This window comes from Streptomyces sp. NBC_01433 (assembly GCF_026340105.1).
Taxonomy (GTDB): domain Bacteria; phylum Actinomycetota; class Actinomycetes; order Streptomycetales; family Streptomycetaceae; genus Streptomyces.
The window spans coordinates 278,416-303,505 of the sequence record NZ_JAPEPM010000005.1; the positions used below are offsets into that span (position 1 = coordinate 278,416).

Annotated in this window: 21 protein-coding genes and 3 pseudogenes; 10 read left to right on the plus strand and 14 right to left on the minus strand. The window is 67.5% G+C overall.

What is annotated here, in order from left to right; all coding sequences use genetic code 11:
- Positions 1–52 precede the first annotated feature (52 nt).
- Positions 53–448 carry a hypothetical protein gene (locus OG413_RS43270; protein WP_266815432.1) on the minus strand — a complete coding sequence of 132 codons (396 nt, stop codon included), beginning with the start codon at positions 446–448 and terminating at the stop codon, positions 53–55.
- A gap of 479 nt (positions 449–927) precedes the next feature.
- Positions 928–2,268, minus strand: a complete 1,341-nt coding sequence (locus OG413_RS43275; RefSeq protein ID WP_266815434.1) for an FG-GAP and VCBS repeat-containing protein — start codon at positions 2,266–2,268, stop codon at positions 928–930.
- Between the two features lie 290 nt (positions 2,269–2,558).
- Here OG413_RS43275 and OG413_RS43280 point away from each other — a divergent pair, with 290 nt between their 5' ends.
- Both OG413_RS43280 and OG413_RS43285 read left to right on the plus strand, forming a co-directional pair.
- Complete coding sequence (locus tag OG413_RS43280; RefSeq protein WP_266815436.1) at positions 2,559–2,816, plus strand: DUF4277 domain-containing protein; 258 nt, start codon at positions 2,559–2,561, stop codon at positions 2,814–2,816.
- Positions 2,817–2,933: 117 nt separating this feature from the next.
- Complete coding sequence (locus OG413_RS43285; protein WP_266815438.1) at positions 2,934–3,575, plus strand: hypothetical protein; 642 nt, start codon at positions 2,934–2,936, stop codon at positions 3,573–3,575.
- 30 nt (positions 3,576–3,605) lie between these two features.
- Here the strand turns inward: OG413_RS43285 and OG413_RS43290 are convergent, their stop codons facing one another.
- The gene (locus OG413_RS43290) at positions 3,606–4,250 is read right to left on the minus strand and encodes a dihydrofolate reductase family protein (RefSeq protein ID WP_266815440.1); all 645 of its coding nucleotides are present in this window, start codon (positions 4,248–4,250) and stop codon (positions 3,606–3,608) included.
- Between the two features lie 430 nt (positions 4,251–4,680).
- Here OG413_RS43290 and OG413_RS43295 point away from each other — a divergent pair.
- Positions 4,681–5,573: pseudogene (locus tag OG413_RS43295) on the plus strand (IS5 family transposase).
- A gap of 56 nt (positions 5,574–5,629) precedes the next feature.
- Here the strand turns inward: OG413_RS43295 and OG413_RS43300 are convergent.
- Both OG413_RS43300 and OG413_RS43305 read right to left on the minus strand, forming a co-directional pair.
- A complete protein-coding gene (locus OG413_RS43300; protein ID WP_266815442.1) occupies positions 5,630–6,037 on the minus strand; it encodes a hypothetical protein in 408 nt (135 codons plus the stop codon).
- Between the two features lie 95 nt (positions 6,038–6,132).
- Positions 6,133–6,650, minus strand: a pseudogene (locus OG413_RS43305) (transposase); the annotation flags it as partial.
- A 213-nt stretch (positions 6,651–6,863) separates the two neighbouring features.
- Here OG413_RS43305 and OG413_RS43310 point away from each other — a divergent pair.
- Entirely contained in the window at positions 6,864–7,718 is an 855-nt protein-coding gene (locus OG413_RS43310) for a methyltransferase domain-containing protein (protein ID WP_266815444.1), read from the plus strand.
- Positions 7,719–8,049: 331 nt separating this feature from the next.
- On the opposite strand, the gene OG413_RS43315 is transcribed toward OG413_RS43310, so the two are convergent.
- From OG413_RS43315 to OG413_RS43330, 4 genes and pseudogenes are all read right to left on the minus strand, one after another.
- The gene (locus tag OG413_RS43315) at positions 8,050–8,343 is read right to left on the minus strand and encodes a hypothetical protein (RefSeq protein WP_266815446.1); all 294 of its coding nucleotides are present in this window, start codon (positions 8,341–8,343) and stop codon (positions 8,050–8,052) included.
- Positions 8,343–8,642, minus strand: a pseudogene (locus OG413_RS43320) (DUF1524 domain-containing protein); the annotation flags it as partial. The gene OG413_RS43315 and the pseudogene OG413_RS43320, both read right to left, overlap by 1 nt.
- A gap of 158 nt (positions 8,643–8,800) precedes the next feature.
- Positions 8,801–11,314 (minus strand): tetratricopeptide repeat protein, encoded by a 2,514-nt coding sequence (locus OG413_RS43325; RefSeq protein WP_266815448.1) that lies wholly within the window; start codon positions 11,312–11,314, stop codon positions 8,801–8,803.
- On the minus strand, positions 11,311–11,727 hold the full coding sequence (locus OG413_RS43330; RefSeq protein WP_266815450.1) for a hypothetical protein: 417 nt from the start codon (positions 11,725–11,727) through the stop codon (positions 11,311–11,313). The genes OG413_RS43325 and OG413_RS43330 overlap by 4 nt, the downstream gene beginning before the upstream one ends.
- 172 nt (positions 11,728–11,899) lie before the next feature.
- Between OG413_RS43330 and OG413_RS43335 the strand changes: the two genes are divergently transcribed.
- The 3 genes from OG413_RS43335 to OG413_RS43345 all read left to right on the plus strand — a co-directional run bounded on the left by OG413_RS43335 (position 11,900) and on the right by OG413_RS43345 (position 13,856).
- Entirely contained in the window at positions 11,900–12,502 is a 603-nt protein-coding gene (locus OG413_RS43335) for a GNAT family N-acetyltransferase (RefSeq protein ID WP_266815533.1), read from the plus strand.
- A 134-nt stretch (positions 12,503–12,636) separates the two neighbouring features.
- Positions 12,637–13,080 (plus strand): transposase, encoded by a 444-nt coding sequence (locus tag OG413_RS43340; protein WP_266815452.1) that lies wholly within the window; start codon positions 12,637–12,639, stop codon positions 13,078–13,080.
- Positions 13,059–13,856, plus strand: coding sequence for an IS3 family transposase (locus OG413_RS43345; protein WP_266815534.1), 798 nt, complete (start codon positions 13,059–13,061; stop codon positions 13,854–13,856). Before OG413_RS43340 ends, OG413_RS43345 begins: the two co-directional genes overlap by 22 nt.
- A 595-nt stretch (positions 13,857–14,451) precedes the next feature.
- Here the strand turns inward: OG413_RS43345 and OG413_RS43350 are convergent.
- Both OG413_RS43350 and OG413_RS43355 read right to left on the minus strand, forming a co-directional pair.
- Positions 14,452–14,622 carry a hypothetical protein gene (locus OG413_RS43350; protein ID WP_266815454.1) on the minus strand — a complete coding sequence of 57 codons (171 nt, stop codon included), beginning with the start codon at positions 14,620–14,622 and terminating at the stop codon, positions 14,452–14,454.
- Between the two features lie 857 nt (positions 14,623–15,479).
- On the minus strand, positions 15,480–16,313 hold the full coding sequence (locus OG413_RS43355; RefSeq protein WP_266815456.1) for an enoyl-CoA hydratase/isomerase family protein: 834 nt from the start codon (positions 16,311–16,313) through the stop codon (positions 15,480–15,482).
- Positions 16,314–16,434: 121 nt separating this feature from the next.
- Between OG413_RS43355 and OG413_RS43360 the strand changes: the two genes are divergently transcribed.
- Entirely contained in the window at positions 16,435–16,818 is a 384-nt protein-coding gene (locus OG413_RS43360; RefSeq protein WP_266815458.1) for a helix-turn-helix domain-containing protein, read from the plus strand.
- Between the two features lie 599 nt (positions 16,819–17,417).
- Here OG413_RS43360 and OG413_RS43365 read toward each other — a convergent pair.
- From OG413_RS43365 to OG413_RS43375, 3 genes are all read right to left on the minus strand, one after another.
- A complete protein-coding gene (locus OG413_RS43365) occupies positions 17,418–18,563 on the minus strand; it encodes an RICIN domain-containing protein (protein WP_266815460.1) in 1,146 nt (381 codons plus the stop codon).
- A gap of 614 nt (positions 18,564–19,177) precedes the next feature.
- Positions 19,178–21,403, minus strand: a complete 2,226-nt coding sequence (locus OG413_RS43370; protein ID WP_266815462.1) for a CocE/NonD family hydrolase — start codon at positions 21,401–21,403, stop codon at positions 19,178–19,180.
- A gap of 156 nt (positions 21,404–21,559) precedes the next feature.
- On the minus strand, positions 21,560–23,299 hold the full coding sequence (locus OG413_RS43375; protein ID WP_266815464.1) for a CocE/NonD family hydrolase: 1,740 nt from the start codon (positions 23,297–23,299) through the stop codon (positions 21,560–21,562).
- A 139-nt stretch (positions 23,300–23,438) separates the two neighbouring features.
- On the opposite strand from OG413_RS43375, the gene OG413_RS43380 reads away from it, so the two are divergent.
- Both OG413_RS43380 and OG413_RS43385 read left to right on the plus strand, forming a co-directional pair.
- A complete protein-coding gene (locus tag OG413_RS43380) occupies positions 23,439–24,074 on the plus strand; it encodes a TetR family transcriptional regulator (RefSeq protein ID WP_266815466.1) in 636 nt (211 codons plus the stop codon).
- 341 nt (positions 24,075–24,415) lie between these two features.
- Complete coding sequence (locus OG413_RS43385) at positions 24,416–24,814, plus strand: RidA family protein (RefSeq protein WP_266815535.1); 399 nt, start codon at positions 24,416–24,418, stop codon at positions 24,812–24,814.
- Positions 24,815–25,090 lie beyond the last annotated feature (276 nt).

Sequence of the window (25,090 nt, forward strand, 5' to 3'; positions counted from 1 at the left end):
CCGCGTGACAACAGGGTTGGGAGACCGGCACCGGCCCCGGTCAACGCGCACGTCAGATGATGCTGGTAGGCAGGCTCCGGACGGGGCTGCGTTGGGGGCGGTTGTCGGTGCGCGGGTCCAGCTCGACGCGCAGTCCGTGGATGACCTGGGCATAGACGGCGACGCGCTCGCGAAGCCGGCCGTTGTCCTCCCGCAGTGCGCGGGCGATGGCTTCGGCGTCTACTGCGCGGGCGTGCAGATGCTGGAACGCGGGCGGAATTCCGTTCACCTCGGACTTTCGGCGGGTGAATTCTTCTTTCAGGTCAACGTGCTTGTGCGTGAGGACCCAGCGCTTGACGCCTGCCTCGGCGGCGAGTTGCAGCGTGGTAAGCGCCCCAGTGGACCGGGTTGGACGGCCGTCGAGGAGCCGCTGAATCGCTGCGGTGATGGCGTCGCGGTCAGTGGCCATCGTGGGGTTCTCCGGTGCGGTCGTGGCCGGTGACGATGCGTTCCAGGCGGTCGAGTTCGTACTGTTCGCGGGCGTGTCGGAAGGCGGGAGCCAGCGGCCGCACGTTCTGCGCTGTTGGGGTGCGGCCTGGGCCGCACCCCGCCCTGGCTGACCGGCGGCGCCGGAGTCCAGTTCGCCGTCGGCCGAGCGCCCCCGGCTGCGGGCCGCGTCCTGGGGTAGGCGCGATTGCTGTGAGAAGGGCAGGGCTTGTCGTCGGTGACCGCCTCGGGGTGAGAACGTGGACGTCCGATCGGGTCGCGGTCCCGGATCTTCTCCAGAACGGGGATGAACGGAGGGCTGCCGGAGTCCTGTCCGGCGGTCAGGATATTTGCGTGCGGGGGCGGCACTTGCAGGAGGGCAGCCACCCGAGCGTCCAGGTGCAGGTCCCGGTCGGCACCCCAGGGCCGGCCGTTTCACGGCCTGGGACAACAAGCAGGTGTCTATGAACCTTGGTTCTTGCTGGGGGTGACCGGGAAGGATGCCTCGTCGCGGCCCGTGCCGTCGGTGATCCACCATCTGTCCCCGCCGAGAAGGGTCAGTTCTGCGCGGCCGTCGCCGTCCCAGTCGTGGACGGCGAAGAGTGTGCCGTCGTCGGGGCCGTCGTCACCCGGCACCGAGCGCTTGGCGGAGTGCCAGGGTTTCGATCCGAGCCCGTGCTCGGAGCCGCCCCGCAGCACCTCGATCCGCGCGTCTCCCTCCTCCTTCTTCTTGGTCAGCTGTACGGCCAGGTCGTCGCAGCCATCGCCGTTGAAGTCCCCGACGGCGAGCCTGGTGCCGAAGCCCTCCTTGAAGCCGCCGCCGTCCATGGTGATCCACTTCTCCGGCTCCTTCCCGTAGCGGACGCTGACCTGGCCGCGCCGGTGCGGTGTGTCGACCTCGTCGTAGCTGTCGACGAAGCTCCGACCGATGGCGATGTCCTGGTGTCCGTCGCCGTCGAAGTCGCCGAAGACGATGTTCTCGCCCTCCGGCAGCCGCTCGGGTTCCTTGCCCAGGCCACTGGCTGTACGGGCGCCGCCGGTGAACAGCAGGGGCGGATCCCACGGGGAGTCGTAGAGCGCGAGATCGGTGGCGCGGTCGTCGTTCGCATCCCCGGCGACCAGCACGGGTGACGCGCCCTGGTGGACCGGGCTGGGGATCTCCACGGTCCGGGCGGGGGCGCCCGAGCGCTTGAACGGTCCCTTGAGGACGACAAGTTCGCCCTGCTCCTCGCCCGAGTGCTTGAAGACCGCGAGGTCGGTGTGGCCGTCCCCGTCGAAGTCGCCGGCGATCGGCGCGGTGTGGTAGCCGTTGCCCGGCAGTGGGACGCGCCCGTGCGGTCCGCCGGCCTGCGGGCCTTCGGGACCTCCCCACAGGACACTGGCGGCGCCGCTGACGACGAGATCCGCGTGGCCGTCATCGTCCAGGTCGGCGACCGTGGGCTGGAACGGGTCGTCGCCCACCTGGATGTCGTCCGGTACACCGAGGCCGTCCTGGGTGAGGACGGTCGTGCTGTCGTGGTCCGGACCGCGCTCGGAGCCGGGCACGACGACCACGTCGACCTTCAACGACCGGGAGATCTCATGCACCAGGTCGACGAAGCCGTCCCCGTCGAGGTCGGGGGTCACGGGCGTGTCCTCACGCGCGGAATCGACCGGTCGGCAGGGGCTGCCGGGTACCGAGCGCACGCCGTCGTCGGACGGAGGAAGGACGAGGAACGCCGCCGCCGCGACGAGAGAGGCCACCACTGCGTGCCACACGCGCAGGTGGCGGACGAACGGATTGCCTGCCGTCGGAAAGTGCATCAGACCACCTCACAGGCGTGGACGCGGGCCGCACAAGGAAGTGGATCATTCTGTTACGGGGGTGATGCACGACGGCCCTGCCCCCTGTTGCGGCCCAACTGCACCGTTGAGACGTCTGCCTGATCCTCCTCCTCACACCGTCCCGCTAGTCCCGTATTTCGCGGGTCGTTGATTCGGTTGGAGAGCGGGGCCGGGCAGTGTCCGGCACGGGCCTGTCGGCGTTCGATCGGGTGTGTCGATGACTTCCCGGTCCCCGCGGCCACGAACGGAACGCCCCCCGTATGGAGTGCGTGATCGAGTCCGTGGTGACCAAGCGTTTGGGCGCTCTGCCCGTCGCTGCCGAGTTTCTGCGCCAGCTGGACGTTGCGGGGATCGTCGATGCCCTTTGCCCGCCCGATTCCCGGGCGGAGCTGACGCACGGCCAGGTGATCGAGGTGCTGGTGGCCAACCGGCTGACCGCTCCGGCGCCGCTGTTCAGGGTCGGGGGACTGGGCCCGCAGCTGGGCGGTGGAGGAGGTCTTCGGCGTCGAGGCCGACGTGCTGGGTGACGACCGCCTGGTGCGTGCTCTGGGCCCCATCGCTCCGTACCTGGACCGGCTTGCCGGCAGCGTCGGGGCGGCGCGATCGCCGGCTTCGGCATCGATGTGGCCCGCATCCACTGGGATATGACGAGCATGTCCGTGCACGGCGCCTACCCCGAGGCCGGGCAGGACGAGGACTACCCGATGGTCAAGTTCGGGCATGCCAAGGACCGGCGGGTGGACTTGAAGCAGGTCCAGGCCGGCATCGGGGTGGCCGCCGACGGCGGCGTCCCGGTCTTCTCCCGCGTCCTTTCCGGCGGCGCCGGGGAGGTCTCCCAGGTCGTCGGCGCGATACAGGCCCTCAAGGCACTCGCCGGCGAGCGACGCCTGCTGATGGTCGCGGACTCCAAGCTGTACTCCTGGGACGACATCGGTGCGCCGCTGGCCGCCGAGGCGGACTTCATCGCGCCGGTACCGGCGTCCAAGATCAGCGACGAGTTCTGGGCCGGCCCGGACCTCCAGCAGCCGCGCGCCGGTGGACTACACCGCCTAGCGGGAGGAGCACCTGCCGCCCGAGCAGCGCGGGCACTACCACGTCCTTCAGGACATCCAGCGCATCCCCGGGCCCGCAAGCGCGATCCGGTGCTACAGATGCGCCGGATCCTGGTGCATTCCACCGGTAACGCCGCCGGCCAGCGCCGAGCGCGCACCAAGCGGCTGGCCAAGGCCACAGCCGAACTGGAGAAGGACGCCGCTGGGCAGCGGCCATGCCGCGGGCGCCGGTGACGGAGCCCGCGCCGGCCGGCTGGTCCGGCCTCATTTCCGCCAGAACAGGTGGTGCGTCACGCCGCTCGGGCTGGGCACGACGTCCTGGTGGAACCGGTCGAGCAGCTCATCGGGGGACTCCCACAGCCGGGCCCCGGAGCCGAGCTTCGTCGGCGCGACCGCCACATGCAAGGTGTCGAGGAGGTCGGCCTCGAGGAACTGCCGGATGATCGTGGCCCCACCGCCAAGCCGGACGTCCTGGCCCTGAGCTGCCTCCTTCGCCCGGGCGAGCACCGCGGCCGGGTCGCCGTCGACGAAGTGGAACGTGGTGTCGGAGAGCGTGAACGACGGGCGCTTGTGGTGCGTCATGACGAACACCGGCGTGTGGAACGGGGGCTCGTCACCCCACCATCCCTGCCACTCGTGGTCCTGCCAGGGCCCGCGCTGCGGCCCGAACTTGTTGCGGCCCATGATCTCGGCGCCGATGTTGCGGGCGTAGTCCCGCGTGAAGTAGTCGTCCAGACCTCGGCCACCGGGTTCGGAGCGGTTGATGGGTGGGTGGTCGGTGGCGAAGGCCCAGGCGAGCAAGTTCCCCGGATCGGCATGGCCGAACGGCTTCTCGAGGCTCTGGCCCTCGCCGGCGCCGAACCCGTCGCTCGAGACGGTGAAGTTCTGGACCCGCAGCAACTGGCTCATGTCGCTCCTCCTGCTTCGCGCTTTCTGATCACACGACGAACCGTAGACCGGCCGGGCCGGGAAAACTCACTGCCGCATCGTGCAGTTCTCATCGAGCTCCCGCAGCCGCGCGCAGGGCGACGGCTCCCCGTGGTCATCCCCCGGCGCGGCCGCGTACCCCGCACCGGGCGAGCGTCCAGCGGAAGCGGGGGCTTCCGGCCCTTGACATCCAGTCGGCGCAGAAACTCGGCAGCGACGGGCAGAGCGCCCAAACGCTTGGTCACCACGGACTCGATCACGCACTCCATACGGGGGCGTTCCGTTCGTGGCCGCGGGGACCGGGAAGTCATCGACACACCCGATCGAACGCCGACAGGCCCGTGCCGGACACTGCCCGGCCCCGCTCTCCAACCGAATCAACGACCCGCGAAATACGGGACTAGGGCCCGTATTGAGTTGTGATCAATCTGCGGGATTCGCTGTCGTGGCGACGCCGGCTGAGTTCGGCCCCTGGCCGACCGTCCACAACCGCTTCCGGCAGTGGCGTGATGCCGGGGTCTTCGAGGCCCTGCTGGAGGGCCTGATCGCCGAAGCCGCGAGGCGGGGCGAGGCGGACGTGTCCCTGGTCAGCGTGGACTCCACCACCGCCCGGGCCCACCACGATGCCGCCGGGATGCACCTGGACGAGAGTGTCCTGACCGCCCTGGAAAGAGCCGCCGCCGAGGAGGAGAAGGCCCGGCAAAAGGGGGCGAGGCGGAAGGACAAGCCGGGCGATCCGCCGGCCGTGGTCCCGCCCACGAAGAGCGACGACGTATCCGACGCCCACACAGACTCCGGATGAAGGCCGCCCTGCTCGGGCGCTCGCGGGGCGGGCAGACCAGCAAGGTCCACCTCGCAGCCGACCGCAAGTGCCGCCCGCTCGCGATCGTCCTGACCGCGGGACAGGCCGCCGACAGCCCCCAGTTCATCCCCGTGCTCAAGAAGATCCGGGTCCGTGGCCCGGCCGGCCGCCCCCGGACCCGGCCGGACGCGGTCGCCGGGGACAAGGTGTACTCCTCCCGCGGCAACCGCGCCTGCCTGCGCAAACGCCAGATCAAGGCCGTCATCCCGGAGAAGAAGGACCAGGCTGCCAACCGGAAGAGGAAAGGCAGCCGGGGCGGCCGGCCCGTCAGCCACGACACCGACCTCTGCAAAGAGAGGAACACCGTCGAACGCCTGATCAACAGACTGAAAGCCTGGCGGGGCATCGCCACCCGCTACGACAGGACACCCGAAAGCTACCTCGCCAACCTCCATCTCCGTGCCTCCATGATCTGGATCAAGGACCTCACACGAACCAATTGATCACAACTCAATACGCGCCCTAGTTCGAAGATCGTTCGAGCTGGCATGCGGCTCAGTCACACCGTCTCGGCGCTGATGACGACGTCGACGGTGCGAGCCCATCCCTGCGGATCGTCAACCGAGACCCGAACCCGCCGCCTACCCGGCTTCCCGAACAGGGAAGTGGTGAATCGGCTCTCGCCGACCACATCCCCGACTACAAGCCGACCGTCACTCAGCAGAAGATGTCCGTCGAACACGGTAGCCAGAGGCTCTCTGTCACTTCCGTGGTCATCCGCGTCACCATGGTCCTTGAATACTCGAACCTTGACCAGCACAACCTGGGGCTGCACCCGAACGATGACGTGCGTGTCGCACGCAGCGGCAGGAGCGCCGCCGAGAGCCAGCGTCGTGGGGATCCACTCGGTTGAACCGAGCGCCATCACCGGGTGATTCACATACAGGTCTACCCCTGCGATCTGCACAGCCTGACTCCCAGTCCATCAGTGACGTTCAGCGGAGGATAGAACCAGGCACTGACAAGAAGGTCATGAGGTTAAAGAACTTCCCAATAGGGATGTCAAGCCGCCAGCGTGACTGATGGTGCGGGTCGGTAGCACGCTCCGTCGCGGAGCATCGCCCGGAGAACGTTGGCACGGCGGCGTGCGAGAGCGAGGACTGCTTGCTTGTGGCCCGTCCCCACGTCGCGCTTGCGCTGGTAGTACGCCCGCGATGCGGGGCACGTCCCGATGCTCGCCATGGAGGAGAGGTAGAAGGCCCGCAGAAGATTTCGATGGTAGCGGCGGGGTCGGCGCATATTACCGCTGACGCGCCCGGAATCTCTGGGCACGGGGGCGAGGCCCGCGAAGCCGGCCAGACGGTCCGGTGTGCCGAACGCGTCCATGGCGCCGCCGATTGCGGCGATGAACTCGGCTCCAAACAGAGCGCCCATCCCGGGCAGGCTGCGGATCACCTTGGCGTGGGGATGTTCGCGGAACCGTGCCTCGATGAGTGCGTCGAGCTCGGCTATCTCCTCGTCGAGGGCTATGACCCCCCCTTCGCAAGACGAGCAACCATGGCGGCGACAAGCTCACAGCCATACCCGGAACCCCTGGGCTTCCCCGATCCTACGAATGATCAGATCCGGCCCGCTTGGAGGGTAGGACAAGCTCAGCTTGTCCTACCCTCCAAGCGTGGGTCTGAGCTGGTCATGCTGCGGGATCACAGGATGCCCAGGAAATATGAGGCGTGCTGCCCCCGCGTCTTCTACCATCGGCCACCACCGACCCGTCGAGTAGCACCAAGGACTTTGTGAATCTCTCCGGTCTTCGCGCCAAGGCCCCCTCGCTCGCGGCCGGCATGGCCGCCGCCGATCACAGCCCGGACAGCCAGCTGTCCCAGACTCGCCACCGCGCCGCGCTCGTGGCGGGCTGGCAGATCGGGCCAGGTACAACTGTCCTCGAACTGGGCTGCGGCCAGGGCGACATGACCGCCGTCCTGGCAGAGGCGGTCGGGCCCAAAGGGCGCGTGGTGGCCGTCGACGTGGCCGAGCCCTCCTACGGGGCGCCGGTGACGCTCGGGGAATCGGCAGCCCGGCTCGCGGCGGGCCCCCTCGGGCCGCGCATCGACTTCCGCTTCGGCACCGACGTCCTCGCCCCATCGGTGGACTTCCCCGAAAGTGCCTTTGACCACGTGGTGTTCGCACATTGTTCCTGGTATTTCGCATCGCTTGGACAACTGCGGGACACACTGGCCCGGGTACGGCCGTGGGCGCGGCGGCTGTGGTTCACCGAGTGGGACTTGACGCCGGCGTCCGGCGACCAGTTGGCGCACCTTCTCGCCGTGCTGATCCAGGGGCAGATCGAGGCCGCAGGGTTGCATGGTCAGGGCAACGTCCGCACGCCTTTCTCGCGTGAAGGGCTGCTGCGGCTCCTGCCTGAGGTCGGCTGGACGGCCGACGGCAGCGGGTCGGTCGATACCGCAGAGCTTCAGGACGGTGACTGGGAAATCGCTGCCTGCCTCGACCTGGCCGGAACAGAGGAGCCTCTGGCGACACTGCCCGAGGCGGTACGACAGCTTGTCCTGAGCCAGGTCGACGTTCTCCGGGCCATCGCCAAGCCGCACGACAACCACGCGCTCGCGGCGTATTCAGTCACCGCGCGCTGACAGAGGAGACCTGAGCCGGACGCCGACCTGACAGCCGCGCACCGTGTAGGGGGTCTGCGCAGCGACAGTCCGTCGTCCCTCCGCAGCAGCCGCGACCGCGGCCCGCCCGCCGAACCGACGCGGAGACGCTCTGCTAAAGGCGTCAGGAGGTGGGGATCAGCTCCGGCATGGAGGAGGCTGCGGTGGCGGGCGGTGTTCGCGTCGGGAACATGACTGTGCCCGGCGTGGCCGCGTTCGGCCCGGCGCGTGGCACGGACGCGGTCCAGGAGGGCTGTCAGAGCGAGAGGTTCGAACGTCGCGCGGGGGCCTTGAGCGAGGATGAGGGCGGCGGTTACGAAACGCTCAGCCCGGCTATTGGGGGGACTGTGGTTTCGCCGCCGAGGACGATGGCGGTCAGTACGGCTGCGTGGAAGTCCTCCAGGTCCTGGTCGGAGATGGTGACGGGGCTTCCGGTGAGGGTGTACCACTCCTCGGCGCCGGTGTACTGGACTGTGACGCCGAGGCGGCGGTCGGCGAGACGGGCGGTACGCACGGTGGGGTCGCCGGTGATGACGCCCACCTCGTCCGTCATCGCACCGCCGGGCCCAGCGGTGACCTGGCCCTGGCACACAGCCGCTTCGGGCATCAGCTCTCGCAGGTGTCGGGCATCTCGCCCAGCGCCGCCGTCTCCGGCTCGGTGACGGCCAGCTCGTAGACGTGCTTCACATCCACCCACGCCCGGGAATAGGTGCACCAGTACGACTTCAGCGAGGGCTTCCACAGGTCCGGCGTCTGGTCGCCCTTGGACCGGTTGGACGCGGCGGAGACCGCGATGAGCTGGCTGTGGACCAGGTCGTTGGCGAACGCCTTGCGCCTGCTGGTGTCCCAGAGGTCGGCACCCGCCCTCCACGCGGCAGCCAGCGGGACAAGGTGATCAATATCGATCAGTTCATCCGCCCCAGCTCGGCGGTCAGCTCCAGTACCGATTCCACCGAGCGGATGTTCGCCCATCACGGCGACGCGGGTGCGCTGCCGTGGCCCGATCTTCTGACCGGACGATGATGCGGCGCGGGGGCCACCGAACCCCGCGCTCTTGATCTTGCTCATCTATCGGTCGAATCCTGAACATCAGCTCCTTGCTGGGATTGAAGGTGCGTCAGGTACTCGGAGACGGCGGGTGCCTCGGCAGCACTGATGCGCTGATAGATGCCAACCGCCTGGCGCAGGTCGGCCAAGGCGGCAGGGTGGTCGCCGGTGCGTGCGTGGCAGCGGGCGGTACCTTCGAGGGCGCGGGCTTCATCCAGAGGACTGTGGATCCGGCGGGCGAGGTGCAGGGCCTGCTGGTATGCGGAAAGCGCTTCCCCCGGGCCCACCGAGGCGGTCAGGAGGGCACCGGTGCTATTGAGCACCTCGACCTGCCCCTGAATGTCACGCAGCTCCTGAAACAGAATCAGAGACTTTTGCAGCAGGTTGGCCGACGCCGTGTAGTCGCCGGTCGCGTACCGTACCCGTCCCAACTCTCTCAAGGCATAAGCCTCACCGTGACGGTTACTGAGGGCGCGAAAGATGTCCAGCGCCTGCAGGGTCAGGCCAGCCGCGGCCGGAAAGTTCCCGGTCACGGCCTGTACCCGGCCCAAATCCCACAGACTGTATGCCTCGCTGAGACGGCTGCCGAGAGCGCGGTAGAGCTCCAGCGCCCGCCGGGCCAGGTCGGCCGACGCCGTGTAGTCGCCGGTCGCGTACCGCACCCGTCCCAACTCCCGCAAGGCGTGGGCCTCGCTGAGACGGTTGCCGAGAGAACGGCTAATATCCAGCGCCTGCCGGGTTAGGTCGGCCGCTGCCAGGTAGTCGCCGGTCGAGTACCGCACCCAGCCCAGCCCCCGCAGGGTGTATGCCTCGCCGAGACGGTTATCGAGAGCCCGGTAGAGTTCCAGCGCCTGCCAGGTTAGACGGGCCGCCTCCGGGTAGTCCGCGGTCAAGTACCGCACCCAGCCCAGCTCCCGCAGAGTGTTGGCCTCGCCGAGACGGTTATCGAGAGCCCGGTAGAGTTCCAGCGCCTGCCAGGTTAGACGGGCCGACGCCAGAAAGTCCCCAGTCAGATACCGCACCCAGCCCAGCTCCGCCAGGGTGCCGGCCTCGCCGAGACGATCGCCGGTAAGGCGGGCACTGGTAGCGGCGGCTCGGTGGAGGGAGACGGCATCCTCCCAGTGGCCTTGTTGGCGCAGGAAGGCGGCCAAGGCGGCGGTGAGGTAAATGGCGTAGGGGTGCCGTGCGGTGGCGATGGCTTGGTGGATGCAGGCGATGAGGTTGGCGCGTTCGGTCCTCATCCATGCCACGGCCTGCTCATGGTTGGCCATACCGGGTGCGGCAGCGGGAGAAGGGCTGGCAACTGAGGTGGCGGTGCGAGGGGCCTCGGCAAGGTGACGGTCGGCAGCTTCGGTGGTGTGCTGGTAATAGTCCAGCAGGCGCCTGGTGGAAGCGTCGCAGTCGTCCGCCGGGTCGTGCTCGGCGAGGCTGCGGGCGTAGGCGCGCAGGAGGTCGTGCAGGCGGTAGCGGCCAGGGGCGGGGGAGTCGATGAGGTGATTGATGTAGAGGGTCTCCAGCTCGCGGCGAGCCTCGGGCAGGGGGATGCCCGCGAGGGCGGCGGTGGCGTAGGCCTCGATGTCGGAACCAGGGTGCAGGCCCAGGCGGCGGAAGAGGCACTGCCGCTGTGCCGGCAGGGCGCGGTAGGACATGTCGAAGGCGGCGGCCACCGCGCGGCCGCCGGCGGCGAGTTCGTCGAGTCGGTCCTGGGTGGAGGCGAACTCTTCGGCGTACTCTGCGAGGTTCCAGCGGGGGTGATCGGCGAAGCGGCCAGCGAGCAGCGCAATAGCCAGCGGCAGGTAGCCGGACAACTCCACGATCTGGGCAACGGCGTCGGTATCTGCTGCTGTGGTGGGGGTGCGATGGGCAAGGCGGGTGAATAGCAGGGCCGCATCCGTCGACGGGAGGATGTCCAGGGGCAGGGGGACAGCGCCGTCCAGCGCGGTCAGGCGGTGGCGGCTGGTGACCAGCACCAGGCAGCCCTCCGCGCCGGGCAGGAGCGGCTCGACTTGGGCGTGTTCGGCGGCGTCGTCTAAGACGAGGAGCATGCGCCGCCCGGTGAGCCGGTCGCGCCAGAGTCCGGCACGGGCCTCCAAGCCGTCGGGGATGCTGCGGGGGTCGATGCCTAGGCTGAGCAGGAGAGCGGCAAGGGCGTCGGCAGGGTCGGCGGGGTTCTGGCCGGGGGTGTGGGCGTTGAGACGAAGGAACATCTGCCCGTCGGGATAGCGGTCGGCGAGTCGGCGGGCGGCGTGGACGGCCAGAGCAGTCTTGCCGATCCCCGGCATGCCGTCGATAGTATGGATGGCCACCACCCGGGACGGCTGGGCGACGGCCAAAATCTGGTCCATCTCAGCCTGGCGGCCGGTGAAGGCAGCCACATCCCGCGGCAATGTCCGCACCGCGGTCAACGGCGCGAGCGCCTGCTGGGTGATGTACTGATCCCGCCCGGCCACGTAACCCTGCGCACTGCCCTCAACGCGCACATCGATACGCGTCAGCGCCGTATCGTCGTCCCCGTCTGTGTGGGTGGTCATGAGCCGGCAATGTGTTGGTCGCGGCCGGCCATGTACACATGCGCATGGTCCCGGGCCTCCGCCTTCATGACGATCGAGTGAACGCCGCGCTGTTCGTCCGGGGGCAGCGCCGGCGCGAGGTGCTCTTCCAGCAGGCGGCGCAGTTCGCTGACCGCCGAAGGTTCACCCACGAGCAGCTGCTGGAACCGCAGACGCCACACGCCGGTGAGCGCCTCCTCGGTGTCGTGGTCTTGCTGTTCACGGGCGTTGAGAACACTGGCGTGCAGCGATTCCAGCTCGGCGGCGATCTCGTCCGCCTGCTCGGGATGAAGCCGGTGCCACAGGGCTGTCGTAGCTGTTCTGACCTGCTGCCAGGAGTCCACTGCCATCGCACTCACCAGCGCCGTCCCGGCCGCCAACACAATCGGGTCCATGCCACCCCCTTGTAAAAACCCGGAACAGTAACCCTACGAGTCCGGAAGGGCGTAAGGAGTGGTTTCCTCCAGCTGGCCCTATCGACGTCTCACGGTTCTGGCTCAGGTTCCGTGCAGCGGTGGCTGTGCGTGATGAAGGCGACATGATCTGCGTCTCGACGATGGGGCACGAATCCCGAAGCTATGGTGCGGCGATGAGCAACGACTCCCTCCTCGGCCGCGCTGTCCGTCTCGTTCCTCCGTCAATCATGCAGAGGCGTTGTTCCCCTCGGCGTCGGATCCTGAGGTCTGGAGTTGGATGCCGCGGCCTCGCCCAGGCTCCTTGATAGAGACGCGGGAGATGATCAGCCAGATGTTGGCGGATCAGGCGAGGAGATGCTTCTCCGTCCAACGCCTCACGGACGAGACGGTGATCGGCTCGACCAGCCTGTATGAGCTTGACCTCGCTGGGGGCCGCGCTGAGATTGGCGCGACCTGGTTCGATCGCGCCTGTTGGGGCGGTCCCTGCAATGCCGAGTTCAAGCTCCTGCTGTTGTCACACGCCTTCGACGATCTGGGCCTTGCTCGAAGTGCCTTGCGTACCGACAACCTGAACGTACGGTCCCAGCAGGTGATGACGCGGCTGGGGCTTGTCTATGAAGGGACGTTGCGCAGCCACATGGTGCGCCAGGACGGTATGCGTCGTGATTCCTTGTACTACAGCGTCCTCGTGGATGAATGGCCATCCGTGCGCGACAAGCTTGTCACTCGGGTGGCGGCCAAGGCCGCTGTCTGACCGGGTAGCGGCCCGTCACCGAGCAAGGAGGACCCGCTTCCGCAGGAGAGCAAAGCTGGCGCGACTGAGGTTCCCCCGGGATGCGGAGAATGGTGACAGCGGGTCAGATGGGTCCCATGAGAGGAACTCTGACTATGGCCGCACCGAGAATATATTCGCAGGAGTTGCGTGAGCGTGCGGTACGGATGTACCGCACCTCGGATCCGAAGCCGCAGGTCAAGAAGCTGGCCGTTGATCTCGGGGTGCATCCCGAGGCTCTGCGGACCTGGCTGCGGCAGGCCGAGGCGGACGCCGGCGAGCGTGACGACCGGCCTACCACCGCCGAACGCGAGGAACTCGCCGCGCTGCGCAAGGAGAACGCCCAGCTCAAGCGGGCGAATGAGATCCTGCGGACGGCCTCGGTTTTTTCGCCGCCCAGCTCGACCCGACCCGGCCCAGGTGACGGTGCTCTTCACCGAGCGCCCGCACCTGGAGGTCGAGCCCACCCTCCGGGAACTGAACATCGCCTCCTACCTTCTACCGCTGGCGCCGCGCCGAGAAGCAACCGTGCGAACGCATCCGCCACGACGCGGAGTTGACCGGGCAGATCCGAAAGGTCCACGCCGATTCCGGCGGGATCTACGGCTCGCCGCGCGTGCACGCCGTCCTCAGACGCGAGGGCACCCGGGTGGGCCGCAAGCGGGTCGAGCGCCTGATGCGCGAGGCCGATCTCGCGGGCATCAGCCCGCGTCGCACAGGTTTCACCCGCCAGGACCCGAAGGCCATCCTGGCCCCGGACCTGGTCATTCGGGACTTCACCGCGCCCGCGCCGAACCGGCTGTGGGTCACCGACCTCACCATGATTCCCACCGGTGAGGGGCCGCTGTGGCTGTCCGCGATCCGCGACGCGTTCTCCCGCCGGGTGGTGGCCTGGGAGACCTCTGCCCGCGCTGACGCCGATCTGGTGCTGTCCTCGCTGGAGTACGCCCTGGTCAGCCGCGAGGTGAAGCCCGGCCAGCTGATCCATCATGCCGACCACGGCTGCCAGTACACCTCCGTGAAGCTCACCACGCGGCTGGTGCGGGCGGGAATTGAGGCATCCATGGGGTCGGTCGGGGACAGTTACGATAACGCCCTCGCGAAGAACCTCTGGATGATCATCAAGACCGAATGCGTCTGCGGCAGGGTCTTCGCCACCCGGGCCGAGGCGAACCTCGCGCTCTTCGAGTACATCGACGGCTTCTACAACAGCCGGCGCATCCAGAAACGCCTCGGCCACCTCAGCCCCATCGAGTTCGAGGAGAAGCACCACGCCGACCAGGCGACGGCCGAACAAGCGCATCTGAACACCCGTCAACCCACCCTGACCAGCTAATCAGCACCTCCCCAACGACGGGAGAACCTCAAGTGCCCGGCGGACCGCGCGGGGGGCGGGGACTGGTCAGAAGTGGATCGCCCGGCTGGTGCTGCCTTTTCTTGAGACGACCGGCCCAGGTGATCGGCATGATGATTCTGTCGAGCGGATCGCACGGAGGCAGGGTTGCTGCAGGTGTGGACCTTGCCGCTCTGGCCCTGAAGGCCGTCCCGAGAGGACGCACGATGTTGCGGCGCCCGGTCAAAGCGCGATCGGAACGCGCAAATACGGCGTCGGCGTACCAACAGCGCGCCGATGCTTCTCCGGCCGTCGCCCGGCATGAATAGTCCCTGCCTCGCAGGGATCCCTGCCCCAACTGTGCGGCCACCACCCGGCACCCTCATCACGGCCCGTACTTCCCTCCAGGCTGCACCGCTGGGCGCTCACCACGCTGCTCCTGGGCGCCGGGTGAGGGTAGGAGCGTTGTGTGTTTTAGCGCGTGGTGTTGGTGTATTCCCGTCAGGTACGGCCTTCACGCCGTGCTTCCGCACGGATGCGGGGCACGGCGTGAAGTAGGGGGCCTCAGCCCGATGTGCTTCTCAACGGACCCGTTGAGTCAGATGACGCTGCCGGTCCAGGTTTTGACTGGTGGGTTGATGTTGGTTCCGGTGCTGGTGAAGGTGAAGGTGAAGAGGGAGTCGGTCTGGCGGCCGTCGGGGGTTTTGCCGGCGTCGTAGAGGACGCCGATGTCGGTCTTCTTGTCGCCGTTGTAGTCGCCGGAGGTCACCTTGACGTGTGGAGCCTCGACATTATTTCGCCACGTTTCATGCAGTAGTACAAGTCGCGGGCGGTCCGCCGAGGGTCATTCCTTGGGGGCCGCCCTCGTTTCAGTTCCCGACGGATCCTTGAAGAGCATGTTGTCCCGCCTGGGATGTTTGATAGGGCGGTGGTTAAAGTGCTTCAAGGTCGCTCGTTGAGGGCGGCTGTGAAGCGCGTCAAAGCCCGTTTCATGTTGGCGAAGGGGCATTCAGGGCGTGCGCACCGGCCGTGGAGTGCATCGCGTAGGCCCGCGTGCGATCTCTGGGGTTGGTGTCAGTGGTGGGATTATTGTTGCTGGTCAGAGTGGTGTTGTTCGTCTGGTTTCGCTGTCATGAGGCCCTATCTCATGGTGGGTGACGCTGTCTCAGGTCCGAGAGTTCCCATCGGTAGGCCGGCCTGGTGTCAGTGTCGTGGTGTCAGTTTTCGGTGTTTGTGCTGGCGGGGTGTCTGCTCGGGTGGGTTTCACTGTCACGAGCCGGTATACGGGGCCGGTGGTGCTGTCGTGGGGCGGTACACCACTGGCTCGCTCACTGTCACGGAATCGGTGCTCCTGATTGTTCTGTGGATCTTTTCCCGGAAGGGTGGCTGCATCGGGAGCGCGAGCGGTCGGCGCGGACGGGGTTGGTGAGGCCCGGCGGGGAGGGAGGGTGGGTGTGGACGACGGCAGCGGTGGCATCGGGGCGGTCGATGATAGCGGGGGCCGGGCTTCCGGCGGCGTCGCGGACCGCGCTGCGCGGCCCTGCGGTGCGCCGGCTGCTCACCGTGCGGCAGATCCAGGGATCGCCCGAAGCCCTTCGTTGGGTACACGGGGTCCTCGTCCGGGGCCTATCCGGGCAGACCCCGGAGCAGGCCCTCCAGATCGCGCTCGCCGTCGCGGGTCTGGGCACCATGGGCCAATCCGCCGCGGATGAGACGCTCGGCCTCGGGGCGAGCGAACTGGCCCGCCCACGCATCGTGCTCCCGCAGGAGACCCTCGGCCAGGTCCTCGGGGACGATGGCGCGCTTGACCGCTGCGATCACACCTTCGGGCAAGGCGGCGATGTTGCGGGCGAGGCGGTCGACGACGTCGTCGAGCTCGCCGGCAGGGACGGCCCGGTTGACCCAGCCGTAACGCTCTGCGGTTTCGGCATCGTACAGATCGGCACCCAGCACCGCCTCCAGGGCGCGATTGCGACCGACCCGGCCGGCGAGATATTGCGTGCCCCCTCCGCCAGGGACGATGCCCATGAGAGCTTCGATCTGGCCGATCCCGGCGCGACCGATCGCCGCGAACGTCATGTCCGCGGCTGTGACGAACTCCGCCCCTCCGCCGCGCGCCATCCCGGCAAGCTTGACGATCGTCACCTGGGGCTGGTGCCGAAGCAGTTCCCCCAGAGCCTGGAAGACGTTGACGCCGTCCGGAAGGTCGGCCGCGAGCTTGTCGAAGGCGTCCGGAGTGTCGACGAGGGACATGTCGACGTGGGCTATGAAGAACTCCGGATTGGCGCTGTCGAACACGATCACCCGGAGCGAGTCGTCGCTCTTCAGCGCGGTCAGCAGGTGCCGGAGGTCGGCCATCAGGGGGACGTTCAAGACGTTAACGGGCGGGTTGTCGAGGGTGACGCGGGCGATGCCGTCCTCGCGACTCACCCGCAGGGTCGGGTAGGCGTCGTGGTTCATGGAGATCTCCGATCGGTACCTGATATGCATCTAGTTCCTGATGCATACTTACGGTGCGATGGTGAGCGACCGGCGTCAATAACGCACTTTTGGCATCGCAAGGATTGCGAAGGATACCGACATGGCCACTTCTGAAGCCGGCGCTGACGCCGGCGTCGTCTACCGGGCCGACTGCCCCAGCCGCCCGATCCTCGACCAGATCGCTGACAAGTGGTCGATGATGGTGATGGCAGTCCTTGACAAGCCCACTCGGTTCAACGAGATCAAGCGCCGCCTCGAAGGCGTGACCCAGCGGGTCTTGACCCAGACTCTGCGCCGCCTGGAGCGCAACGGGATGATCACGCGCCGGGTGCTGCCTACCTCGCCGGTGGGGGTCGAGTACTCCCTCACCCCGCTCGGCGAATCCCTCCGGGAGCCGTTCGGCCGGTTGTACGCCTGGACGGTCGACAACACGGACGAGATCCGGGCGCACCAAACTGACTACGACCAACGCGTTCAGAGTTGAGAAGGCGTGCCCGAGAACCCCATCATCCTGAGCCGACTCGCTCCGGCACCGCTTGGGCGTACCGGATCCCCCCGACCTTGTGCCGGCATGTCACATGCGTTGGGCGCTCCCCCTCGAACTCGACGTTCAGGTGCGGGTCCAATGCGTCCGGCCGAATCGGCAGTTCCATCTTTTCGTGTTCAGGACTCCGTGCTCGGCCTGGTCCTCAACGCGCTGGTCCTCTTCAACACCCGGTACAGGACGCCGCCCTCACTCAGCGCTACACGCCACCTGGCCGTAGCTATACGAGAACAGGGCCATCTGGACAAGCCCATGAGCGCCCAGCCCGAGTACGCCGCCGCACCGCCCCCGGCGCGGGGCCCAGCTCCTCGCGCGGATCCGTACCGACCGCCGCGCCGAGGTCTGGGAGCGGCCACCACACGCATTACCAGGGAACCGACAACAGAACGCGGCTGACGCGCAGCCGCTGCCACCAACACGACCTCTTAGTCGTCGCATGTCAGCCCCGTTCGGACAGTCGACAACACCGCCGGTGACGGGCAATGGCCCGGGTCTCCGTGCTCGGCTCTGTCAGCCGGGCACGGAGCCTGTAGGTGTTGTCAGCTGGTGGGGTGCAGATAGAAGGCTTCGTTGTCGGCAGGGAAGGGCAGGGGGCCGTACTGCTGCTCGTACTGGATGACGGGGGTGCCGTCCGCGGTGCCGTTGCCCGCAACGTTCAGCAGGTACTCGGTTCTCTCGTTGGTGATGGTCGTCAGGTTCGGGAACAGCGGGAGGGGGTTCTCCAGGATGAAGTTCTGGGTGTCAGTGGTGGGGCCGTGCCGGTGGCAGTCCCAGATGTTCATCTGGGAGCCCTCCCTACTGGCGGTGCCGTTGTCGACGTCCATGCACTTGCCGCTGTTCACGCTGACAATTCGGTCCGACCTGTTCTGGAAGCCGTCGGGGCGCAAAGTCCACTGCTGGTTGGTGCCGTTGTCGGGGTGGTAGAGGATGAGGTGCGTCCCGTTGGTCTTGCGGGCCTGGTAGACGTCGAGGACGCTGCCGTTGCCTCCGTTGTCGCCGAGGGTGAAGCGGGCGGGGCCAGCTCCGGCGCGCAAGGAGGAGAAGGTGATGGGCCAGTGGTCGCTGCCGCGGGGGTTGCCGCGGGCAGCCTGCCAGTTCTGGGTCAGGACGTTGGAGACGGCGTAGTCCAGGCGGCCGCCGCTGAGCTGGGTGGGGCCGCCGCTCTCGTAGATGTGCGAGTTGGCGGGGATGCCGGTGGGTCCGCCGACGGGCAGGGAACGCGGGGCGCGGTTGAAGTCGCCCAGGACCACCCAGTTCCCCAGGGCGAGCTGCCTGCTGCGGGCGGCGACCCGGCGGACGAGGGAGGCGGCGTCGGTGCCGCCGCTGGCGCTGGCGTGGATGGAGGCGAACAGGACGTTGTCCGCCTGCCGTACGACGCCGAGGGCAGACCGGTAGACGCCGGCGATCGCCTCCACGCGGTCGGGCCGGAACGAGGTGATCATGGCTGAGTTCACGCCCCGGGCCGGGTTGGCGCCCTGGTAGAGGATGTAGAGGTAGCGCTCACCGCGGGTGCGGGTGGAGGGGATGCGGTAGGCGCGGATGTTGCGGCCGATACGGCCCAGCGACACCGCCCCGGACGGCGGCGTGATCGATGCCTCCTGCAGGGCCACGACGCTCGCGTTGTCCGAGAGGCCCAGCGCGTAGGTCCAGCGGCCGGAGGCTCGCTGCATGTTCCAGGTCGCCATCCGGTTACTGTCCGGCGGCGCCGCTGACGCGGGTCCCCCGCCGACCAGCAGGAAGGCCGCACACAGAACGCCCACCACCAGCGCGATCAGGCCCCGTTGGCCGCCAACGCGCCATACGGCTACATCTGCTCTGTCTTCTGGTTGCTGCATACACGCCAATGTCCTGCCACCCGGCCCATAACGGCAGCTGCATTCAAGGTAGTTGCCCTGGACGGGTGAAGGGTTCCCTGCCAAACGCCCTGATTGCAGGACGGCGGACAGTGGCTGTCCATGGGCAGCTCAGCCAGTCCGTCGCCGGTCCTGAGCTGACCTGCGGCGACCGGTGACGGGTCCTGAGAAGCCACCTCAGTCCGGCTCCCCGTGACGACTAAATTCCGTGACACAGAACGCCACTCGGCTGTGTTCGATGACATGACGACTCACTTGGATGACAACGGACATCGTGTGCGGCGTGCTGATCTGCGGCGGCTGAGTTGGATGTCAACGCGCGACCGCCGCAAAGCATCTTGCGGCCGCGTCGCAACGGGCCGGTACGGTGGCGAAGCCGTGTCTTGCGTGTTGCTGCCCCGGCAGCGGAGGACGCGGCCGGGGTCGGCCATGGTGCTGCGTGACGGCTACGGCGTCGGGCGGTGAGGCACGATCGGGAGCTGCACGTAGCTGATGCGGTCCGGCCCGGTGTGCACGGTGTTGGTCGCGCCCGCGTGGTAAGCGGCGCCGTAGGCGTGGGGCACGCCGTGGGCGACGCCGTCGTACGGCTGGATGTCGATGCGCAGGCGCTGGCCCGTCCGGATCAGTCCGGTGTTGGGGATGAGCTCGATCTCGACCGGGACCACCTCACCGTCGCGAAGAGGTGCGTGGTCGCCCTTGAGGTGGGTGTGCTTGGGCGTGTACGGGGTGGTGCGGGCGGTGTCGAGTTTGCGGTGCGACGCCTTGAGCCACCCCTTGATCATCGGGGCGATGCGGGCGGGGTAGTTCATGGTGGTGATGCCGAGGAAGTCGACTTCTCGGTCCTGTTCGTCGATGACGCGCACCGAGACGTAGATGTCCATGTCTTCGCTCGTGGAGGACACCCACAGCACGGCTTTGCCGTATCCGGCGATGACCGCGTCCTCGGCCAAGGGCTCGCTGACGAAGGAGATGCCGGTTGTACGGGGGTCTGTCGACTCGACGTCGGCCGAGTAGCCTGCCTCCCGCTCAGCGGCCGGCTCCGACGACGAGAGCCGCAGGAAGTCGGTTCGCGCGGAGTCTCCGGACCAGTCGGACGGGCTCGCGTCGAAGTGCCACTTGGTGTATTTCGTCCTGGCGATCGGCCATTCGTACTCCTCCTGGATGTAGGAGGCCCCGTTGCCGGTGCGGATCTCCAGGCGTACCGGCGGGGTGTCCATGATTCCGTTGTCGATGCCCTTGAGCCAGTGGTCGAAGAACGCCTTGTGCCGGGTGACGGTGTCGGCCGCGTAGGACTTCTGGAACCAGTCCTCCCAGAAGTCGAGCTTCTTGTGCGGGGTCGGTGTGGCGAGGTACGCCTCGCTGCTGCCGAGTTGGTGGAAGTGGGCGAGATGCGTGGTGGCGGCCACGGACCACAGGGGAACGGTGACCTCGCTCATGTCCGGGCTCATGAACATTTCGGCGCGCGGCCCGAAGATGAGGTCGGGGTCGGAGTCTTTGAAGGGGCTCTCCTTCATGATGCGGGTGAAGTCGGCGATGTCGGGTTCGCCGCAGATCGCGGGCACGAATCCGGCCTGCTTCCAGGTCGGGAAGAAGTGCTCGTTGTAGATGCCGCCGTTGTAGGCGACCTCCTCGTACAGGTCGACGTCGGTGCCGATGGCGATCATCGCCTTGAGGTGTGCGGGCTGCAGGCTCGCGGCGGCGTGCTGGCTGACGGCGAGGTACGACATGCCCCACAGGCCGACAGACCCGTTCGACCAGGGCTGGACACCTGCCCACTCGATCGCGTCGCGGAACGCTTCGGCTCCGGCCAGGCCCCACGGGGCCAGTTGGCCGGGGCTCTTGCCTGCGCCGGGCATGTCGACGCGGACGACGGCGTACCCGTCGGGTACCCACGTGGCGGTATTGACGGTCTCGTGGTTCTCGAACTGCTGGCCCTCCGCGTTGCCGAGGAAGTAGTCCTCTTCCATCTGCTCGTGCCTTTCCAGGTCGGCCTCACTGCAGACGGAGTGGTGGTGGAAGGCTTTTCCGTACGGGCCGCAGCTCACGATGACCGGGTAGTTTCCGGGCTCCGCCGGACGGAAGACGTCGGCGAACACGTGCGAGCCGTTCTGCAGAGGGATCTTCACCTCGCGGAAGCGGAGGATGCCCATCGCGTTGCGGCGCAGCTCGTTTCGCGCGTTGGCAGGAGTGCACAACTGCCGCGGCGTCGCCTCGGTGAAGACGCCGGTCCGGTCGAGGTCGGCGAGAAGCCTGGCGACGACGCTGTCCTCGGTGAAGCCCTGGATCTTGTCGGCCATGCGGGTGCCCGCGAAGTTGGCGTCGTGGCGGAAGTCGATCGTCCGGTCGCCGATGATGTCGTGGACCTCGGGTGCGATATCGGTCCCGTTGTCCCGGGTGCCGCCGCGGCCGAGCGTGAACACCAGGCGGGCGATGTTCGTCACGCCCGGGTCCTTCAGCTTGGTGAGGTCGCCGTCGACACGGGCGACTATCAGCGCGAGATGCAGCCGGGGCGCCGCGGGGACGTTCCCGATCGCGGTGTTGCCGAGAAGGAAAGCGACCCGCTCACCTTCCTCGTAGTGGAACTCGCCGCGCTCGTTGGTGAGTCCGCGACGGGTGGGGGTCTCGTACTTCAGGCCGGCGATCGGCCCGGCCAGGACGCCTGTGAGAGTCATCGTTTTCCGTCTTCTTTGCCTTCGGCCATCGGTGGCCGCATGCGCGAAGCCGGTCGCGCAGAGCGCGCCGGAGGGCAGGTGCTGCACGCGGGTGTCCGCGGCGGGATGGGAAGCCGCCGGTCCTATCAGCAATGCCGCCACGGGACCGGCGGGCTGTCATGCGGTCTTGAGCGGGAGCTGCAGGTACGAGGCGCGGGCCCCGCCGGTGTGCACGAGGTGGACTCCCGTGTTCCGCGGCTCGTGGAACGGGACGCCGGGCATGATCGCGCCGAGCAGGTTGTGCGCGCTGATCACCAGGCGCAGTTGCTCGCCGGGGTGGAACACCAGGCCGACGGGGGAGAGATCGATCTGGATCTCCGCCACGTCGCCTGCTGCGAGCTTCTCGACCCGGTCGAAGGTATGCGCGGGGATCTCGTCGGTGCTGAGGTCGCTGTCGAGGTGACGGGTGGACACGCGCAGCCGCCCGTTGGAGCCCTTGTAGCGGAGCACCGAGGCGCTCTGCTCGGTGACGTCCTGCAGGAAGGCGCTCCGGTGGGGGACGGTGAACTGCTGCAGCGCTGTCCCGTTTGCATCGAGCTTCTGCACGAGGACGAACAGATCCATGTCGTCCGCGCCCTCCGCCTCCACCCACAGGTGGGCTTTCGGGTAACCGACGAGCTCTGTTTCCTCGTCGAACCGGGCGAGGAAGGAGACACCGCCCGGGAGCGCCTGGGCTGCGTACCGCACGCTGCCTTCGGAGGCCGGTGCTTCCCTCCGCAGAGTGCGTGAGGAGGCATCCAGGTAGAGCTTCGTGTTCTCCACATCGGCGGGCGGGAAGGCCCCCGCAGGCTGTTCGACGCGGTCCACGCCATGGAGGTCGAGCGTGGCGTAGCGCACCCGGGGGGTCTGTTCCCACCCGTTGTCCTCTCCCCTGAGGTAGTGGTCGAAGAACCGGCGCAGGTCGTCGCGGTGCGCCTCGTCGTAGTAGTCCGGCCATTCCTGGGTGCTGTGAATGCGCAGCCACTTGTCCTGCGACGTGATGCGCCGCCAGGCCCGGAAGGTGCCTTGGGTGTGCAGGGTGTTGGAGTAGCTCGCGACGATGTACGCCGGGACGGTGATCCTGTCGAAGCGGGGTACCTTCTCCTGCCACAGAGCGCCGAAGAGCGGGCGCTGCTCGGCTTCGGCGGCGACGTCCTCGCGGCGGCCGGCGCCGGCGAAGTTGCGCTGCAGTTGCTTCGTGAAGCCGAGGTCGGGCATGCCGCCGCGCAGGACGAGATCCCGGTAGACGTCGCTGATTCCTTCCCATGGGTTGATCGCGGCAAGGTGCGGCGGCTGCTCCGCCGCGGTGAACCACTGGGACACCGCGAGGTAGGACGTGCCGCTCATGCCGACTTTGCCGTTGCACCACTCCTGCTCGGCGAGCCACTCGATGAGGTCGTGGCAGTCACGGCCCTCCTGTCGGTCCCACAGGTAGCTGTCACCACCGGAGTTCGCCACGCCCCGGGGGTCGGGATTGCAGATCGCGTACCCGTTCGCGCACCAGAACGCTGGGTCAGGCCCCTCGAACTTCCCGAGACCGGACAGGGCGCTGTTGTCCACGCCGATCATGTCGAAGAGCGAGGTGGTCGTGGGGGCGGTGCCGCCGCTCTTGCCGTACGGGCTCCACGCCACGAGGACCGGAACCGGCTCGACGACCGCCGGGCGCAGGACGTCGGTGTAGATCGTGACACCGTCGCGCAGCGTCACGGCGACGTCCTTCTCGAACACGATCTCGACCGGCAGCGGCAGGAACCCCGGCGCGACCTGGAACCCGGCGGTCAGAGTGCGGGTGCCGGGTTCGAAGGGGCTCAGCACGCCCCGGGCGGGCCCCGCCTCATAGGGATACGACGGCACGAAGACCTTCTCGGTATCGCTCATGACGGGGCTCCTCTCGCCAACGCGCAGTCGGCTCACTTCGGACGGCCGGGTCGGATAATCCGCCGCCGGCGAGCGTAGGACTGCAATCGAATTAAATCAACCGTCGTTGATATTTTCGGAGGGCCGCTAGGGTGATCGCATGCCCGAACAACCCACGTCGCCGATCTCCCGCCCACCGCGTGGGCGCAGGCCGGGGCAGAACGCCACCCGTGAGGCGGTCCTGGACGCCGCGCGCGCCCGCTTCGCCGCAGACGGCTTCCATGCCACGACCATCCGCAAGGTCGCCGCGGACGCCGACGTCGACGCCGCGCTGGTGATGCAGTACTTCCGGTCGAAGGACGAACTCTTCGCGGCGGTGATGTCCCTCTCACCCGGTGCGCTCGCACGGCTCGCCGGTGCCTTCGAGGGTGCCGAGGACTCGCTGGGCGAACGGGTCGCCCGAGCGCACTTGGGTGTGTGGGAGGACCGGTCGAAGGACGCGGAGGCCCTGCTCGCGATGCTCCGCGGGGCGATCGTGCATGAGCAAGCGGCCCTGCAGCTACGGGAGTTCATCGAGTCGCGCCTGACGGAAGACGTTCGTCGGCGTGCGCACGACGACCATGACACCGCGGTCCGGGTCGCCCTGGCCGCGTCCATGCTGATCGGCATCCTCGTCGGACGCCGGGTGGTACAGGTGCCCCTGCTCACCGGCGAAGACATGGAGTCAATCGTCCAGCGGGTCGGGCCCGCACTGCAGGAACTTCTCGTGCCACGGTCCACACCGGACTCAGCCTGAATTCAAGGGTGCTACCTCCAGATCGCCCGCCGTCAAGGTGCGGGGCCGGGCGCCGATGACCAAGGTGTCCCTGGGCGGCCGTGGCCGCTTCGCCGACGCTGGCCGTGAACATGAGCGCCTCGCTGCTCATCCCGCACGACTCGGTTCCCAGTCAAAGAAGCCGGAACGACTGGGTTCGATGCCAAACGCCTCGGCTGAGTGTCAGAGGACATGGGTGAACGCGCCCTGGGCAGCCGTCACTGCCCCGTCGCAGTGAAGGTTGAGTGACTCTCATCGAAGTTTGACCGAGCCCGGGACGGTCCTTGATCGTGGTGGCCTGCTACTGGCTGACTGGAGACGTGATGATGCAGCATTTTGTTCGACCCGAGGAAGCTCCGCCCGTGAACGGCTATAGCCACGCGGTGGTGTTCACGGGAGCTGTCGTAGCGGTCTCAGGACAGGTCCCGGTGGATGGCGAAGGCCAGCTGGTGGGTGAAGGCGATGCGGAGGCGCAGGTGCGTCAGGTATACGCGAACCTGACCACGGCCCTTGAGGCTGCGGGTTCGGCCCTCGAACACGTGGTCAAATTGACCGTCTACCTGACCGATCTGCAGGACCTTCCAGCGTTCCGCCGGGTACGGGACGAGCACCAGAACCCTGGGCATCCCCCGGCCTGCTCGCTTGTTCAGGTCGCCGGACTGGTACACCCTGCATTCCGGGTCGAGATCGACGCATGGGCTGTAGTACCGACTAGCTCATGAAGTAGCGGTGCCGGCCAACGCTCAATCTTCGCTGAGAAGCGCTCAACCTTCCCTACGTTGTTGTCCCGTGACATGGAACCTTGATCAATGACATCGAAGGTTGATGATCGCGAAGTGGTGCCAACGAAGATTGAGCGAGCGGGCGCGCCCTCCTAGAGATGCGCAACACTGCTCCGAAAGCCAGGAGAGACCGGTCTCGCATGTCATGTTTACTCCGGATAGGCGGTGTGGACGACCCAGGTCCTGGGCTTCGGCCCCCGCCTGTTGATCCTCCTC

Bases quoted from the DNA above. Each gene is read 5' to 3' on its own strand.
- OG413_RS43270 (WP_266815432.1), bottom strand. From the start codon at position 448: ATGGCCACTGACCGCGACGCCATCACCGCAGCGATTCAGCGGCTCCTC.
- OG413_RS43275 (WP_266815434.1), bottom strand. From the start codon at position 2,268: ATGCACTTTCCGACGGCAGGCAATCCGTTCGTCCGCCACCTGCGCGTG.
- OG413_RS43285 (WP_266815438.1), top strand. From the start codon at position 2,934: ATGACGAGCATGTCCGTGCACGGCGCCTACCCCGAGGCCGGGCAGGAC.
- OG413_RS43290 (WP_266815440.1), bottom strand. From the start codon at position 4,250: ATGAGCCAGTTGCTGCGGGTCCAGAACTTCACCGTCTCGAGCGACGGG.
- OG413_RS43315 (WP_266815446.1), bottom strand. From the start codon at position 8,343: ATGCCCGAAGCGGCTGTGTGCCAGGGCCAGGTCACCGCTGGGCCCGGC.
- OG413_RS43325 (WP_266815448.1), bottom strand. From the start codon at position 11,314: ATGACCACCCACACAGACGGGGACGACGATACGGCGCTGACGCGTATC.
- OG413_RS43330 (WP_266815450.1), bottom strand. From the start codon at position 11,727: ATGGACCCGATTGTGTTGGCGGCCGGGACGGCGCTGGTGAGTGCGATG.
- OG413_RS43340 (WP_266815452.1), top strand. From the start codon at position 12,637: ATGGCCGCACCGAGAATATATTCGCAGGAGTTGCGTGAGCGTGCGGTA.
- OG413_RS43355 (WP_266815456.1), bottom strand. From the start codon at position 16,313: ATGAACCACGACGCCTACCCGACCCTGCGGGTGAGTCGCGAGGACGGC.
- OG413_RS43360 (WP_266815458.1), top strand. From the start codon at position 16,435: ATGGCCACTTCTGAAGCCGGCGCTGACGCCGGCGTCGTCTACCGGGCC.
- OG413_RS43365 (WP_266815460.1), bottom strand. From the start codon at position 18,563: ATGGCGACCTGGAACATGCAGCGAGCCTCCGGCCGCTGGACCTACGCG.
- OG413_RS43370 (WP_266815462.1), bottom strand. From the start codon at position 21,403: ATGACTCTCACAGGCGTCCTGGCCGGGCCGATCGCCGGCCTGAAGTAC.
- OG413_RS43375 (WP_266815464.1), bottom strand. From the start codon at position 23,299: ATGAGCGATACCGAGAAGGTCTTCGTGCCGTCGTATCCCTATGAGGCG.
- OG413_RS43380 (WP_266815466.1), top strand. From the start codon at position 23,439: ATGCCCGAACAACCCACGTCGCCGATCTCCCGCCCACCGCGTGGGCGC.
- OG413_RS43385 (WP_266815535.1), top strand. From the start codon at position 24,416: ATGATGCAGCATTTTGTTCGACCCGAGGAAGCTCCGCCCGTGAACGGC.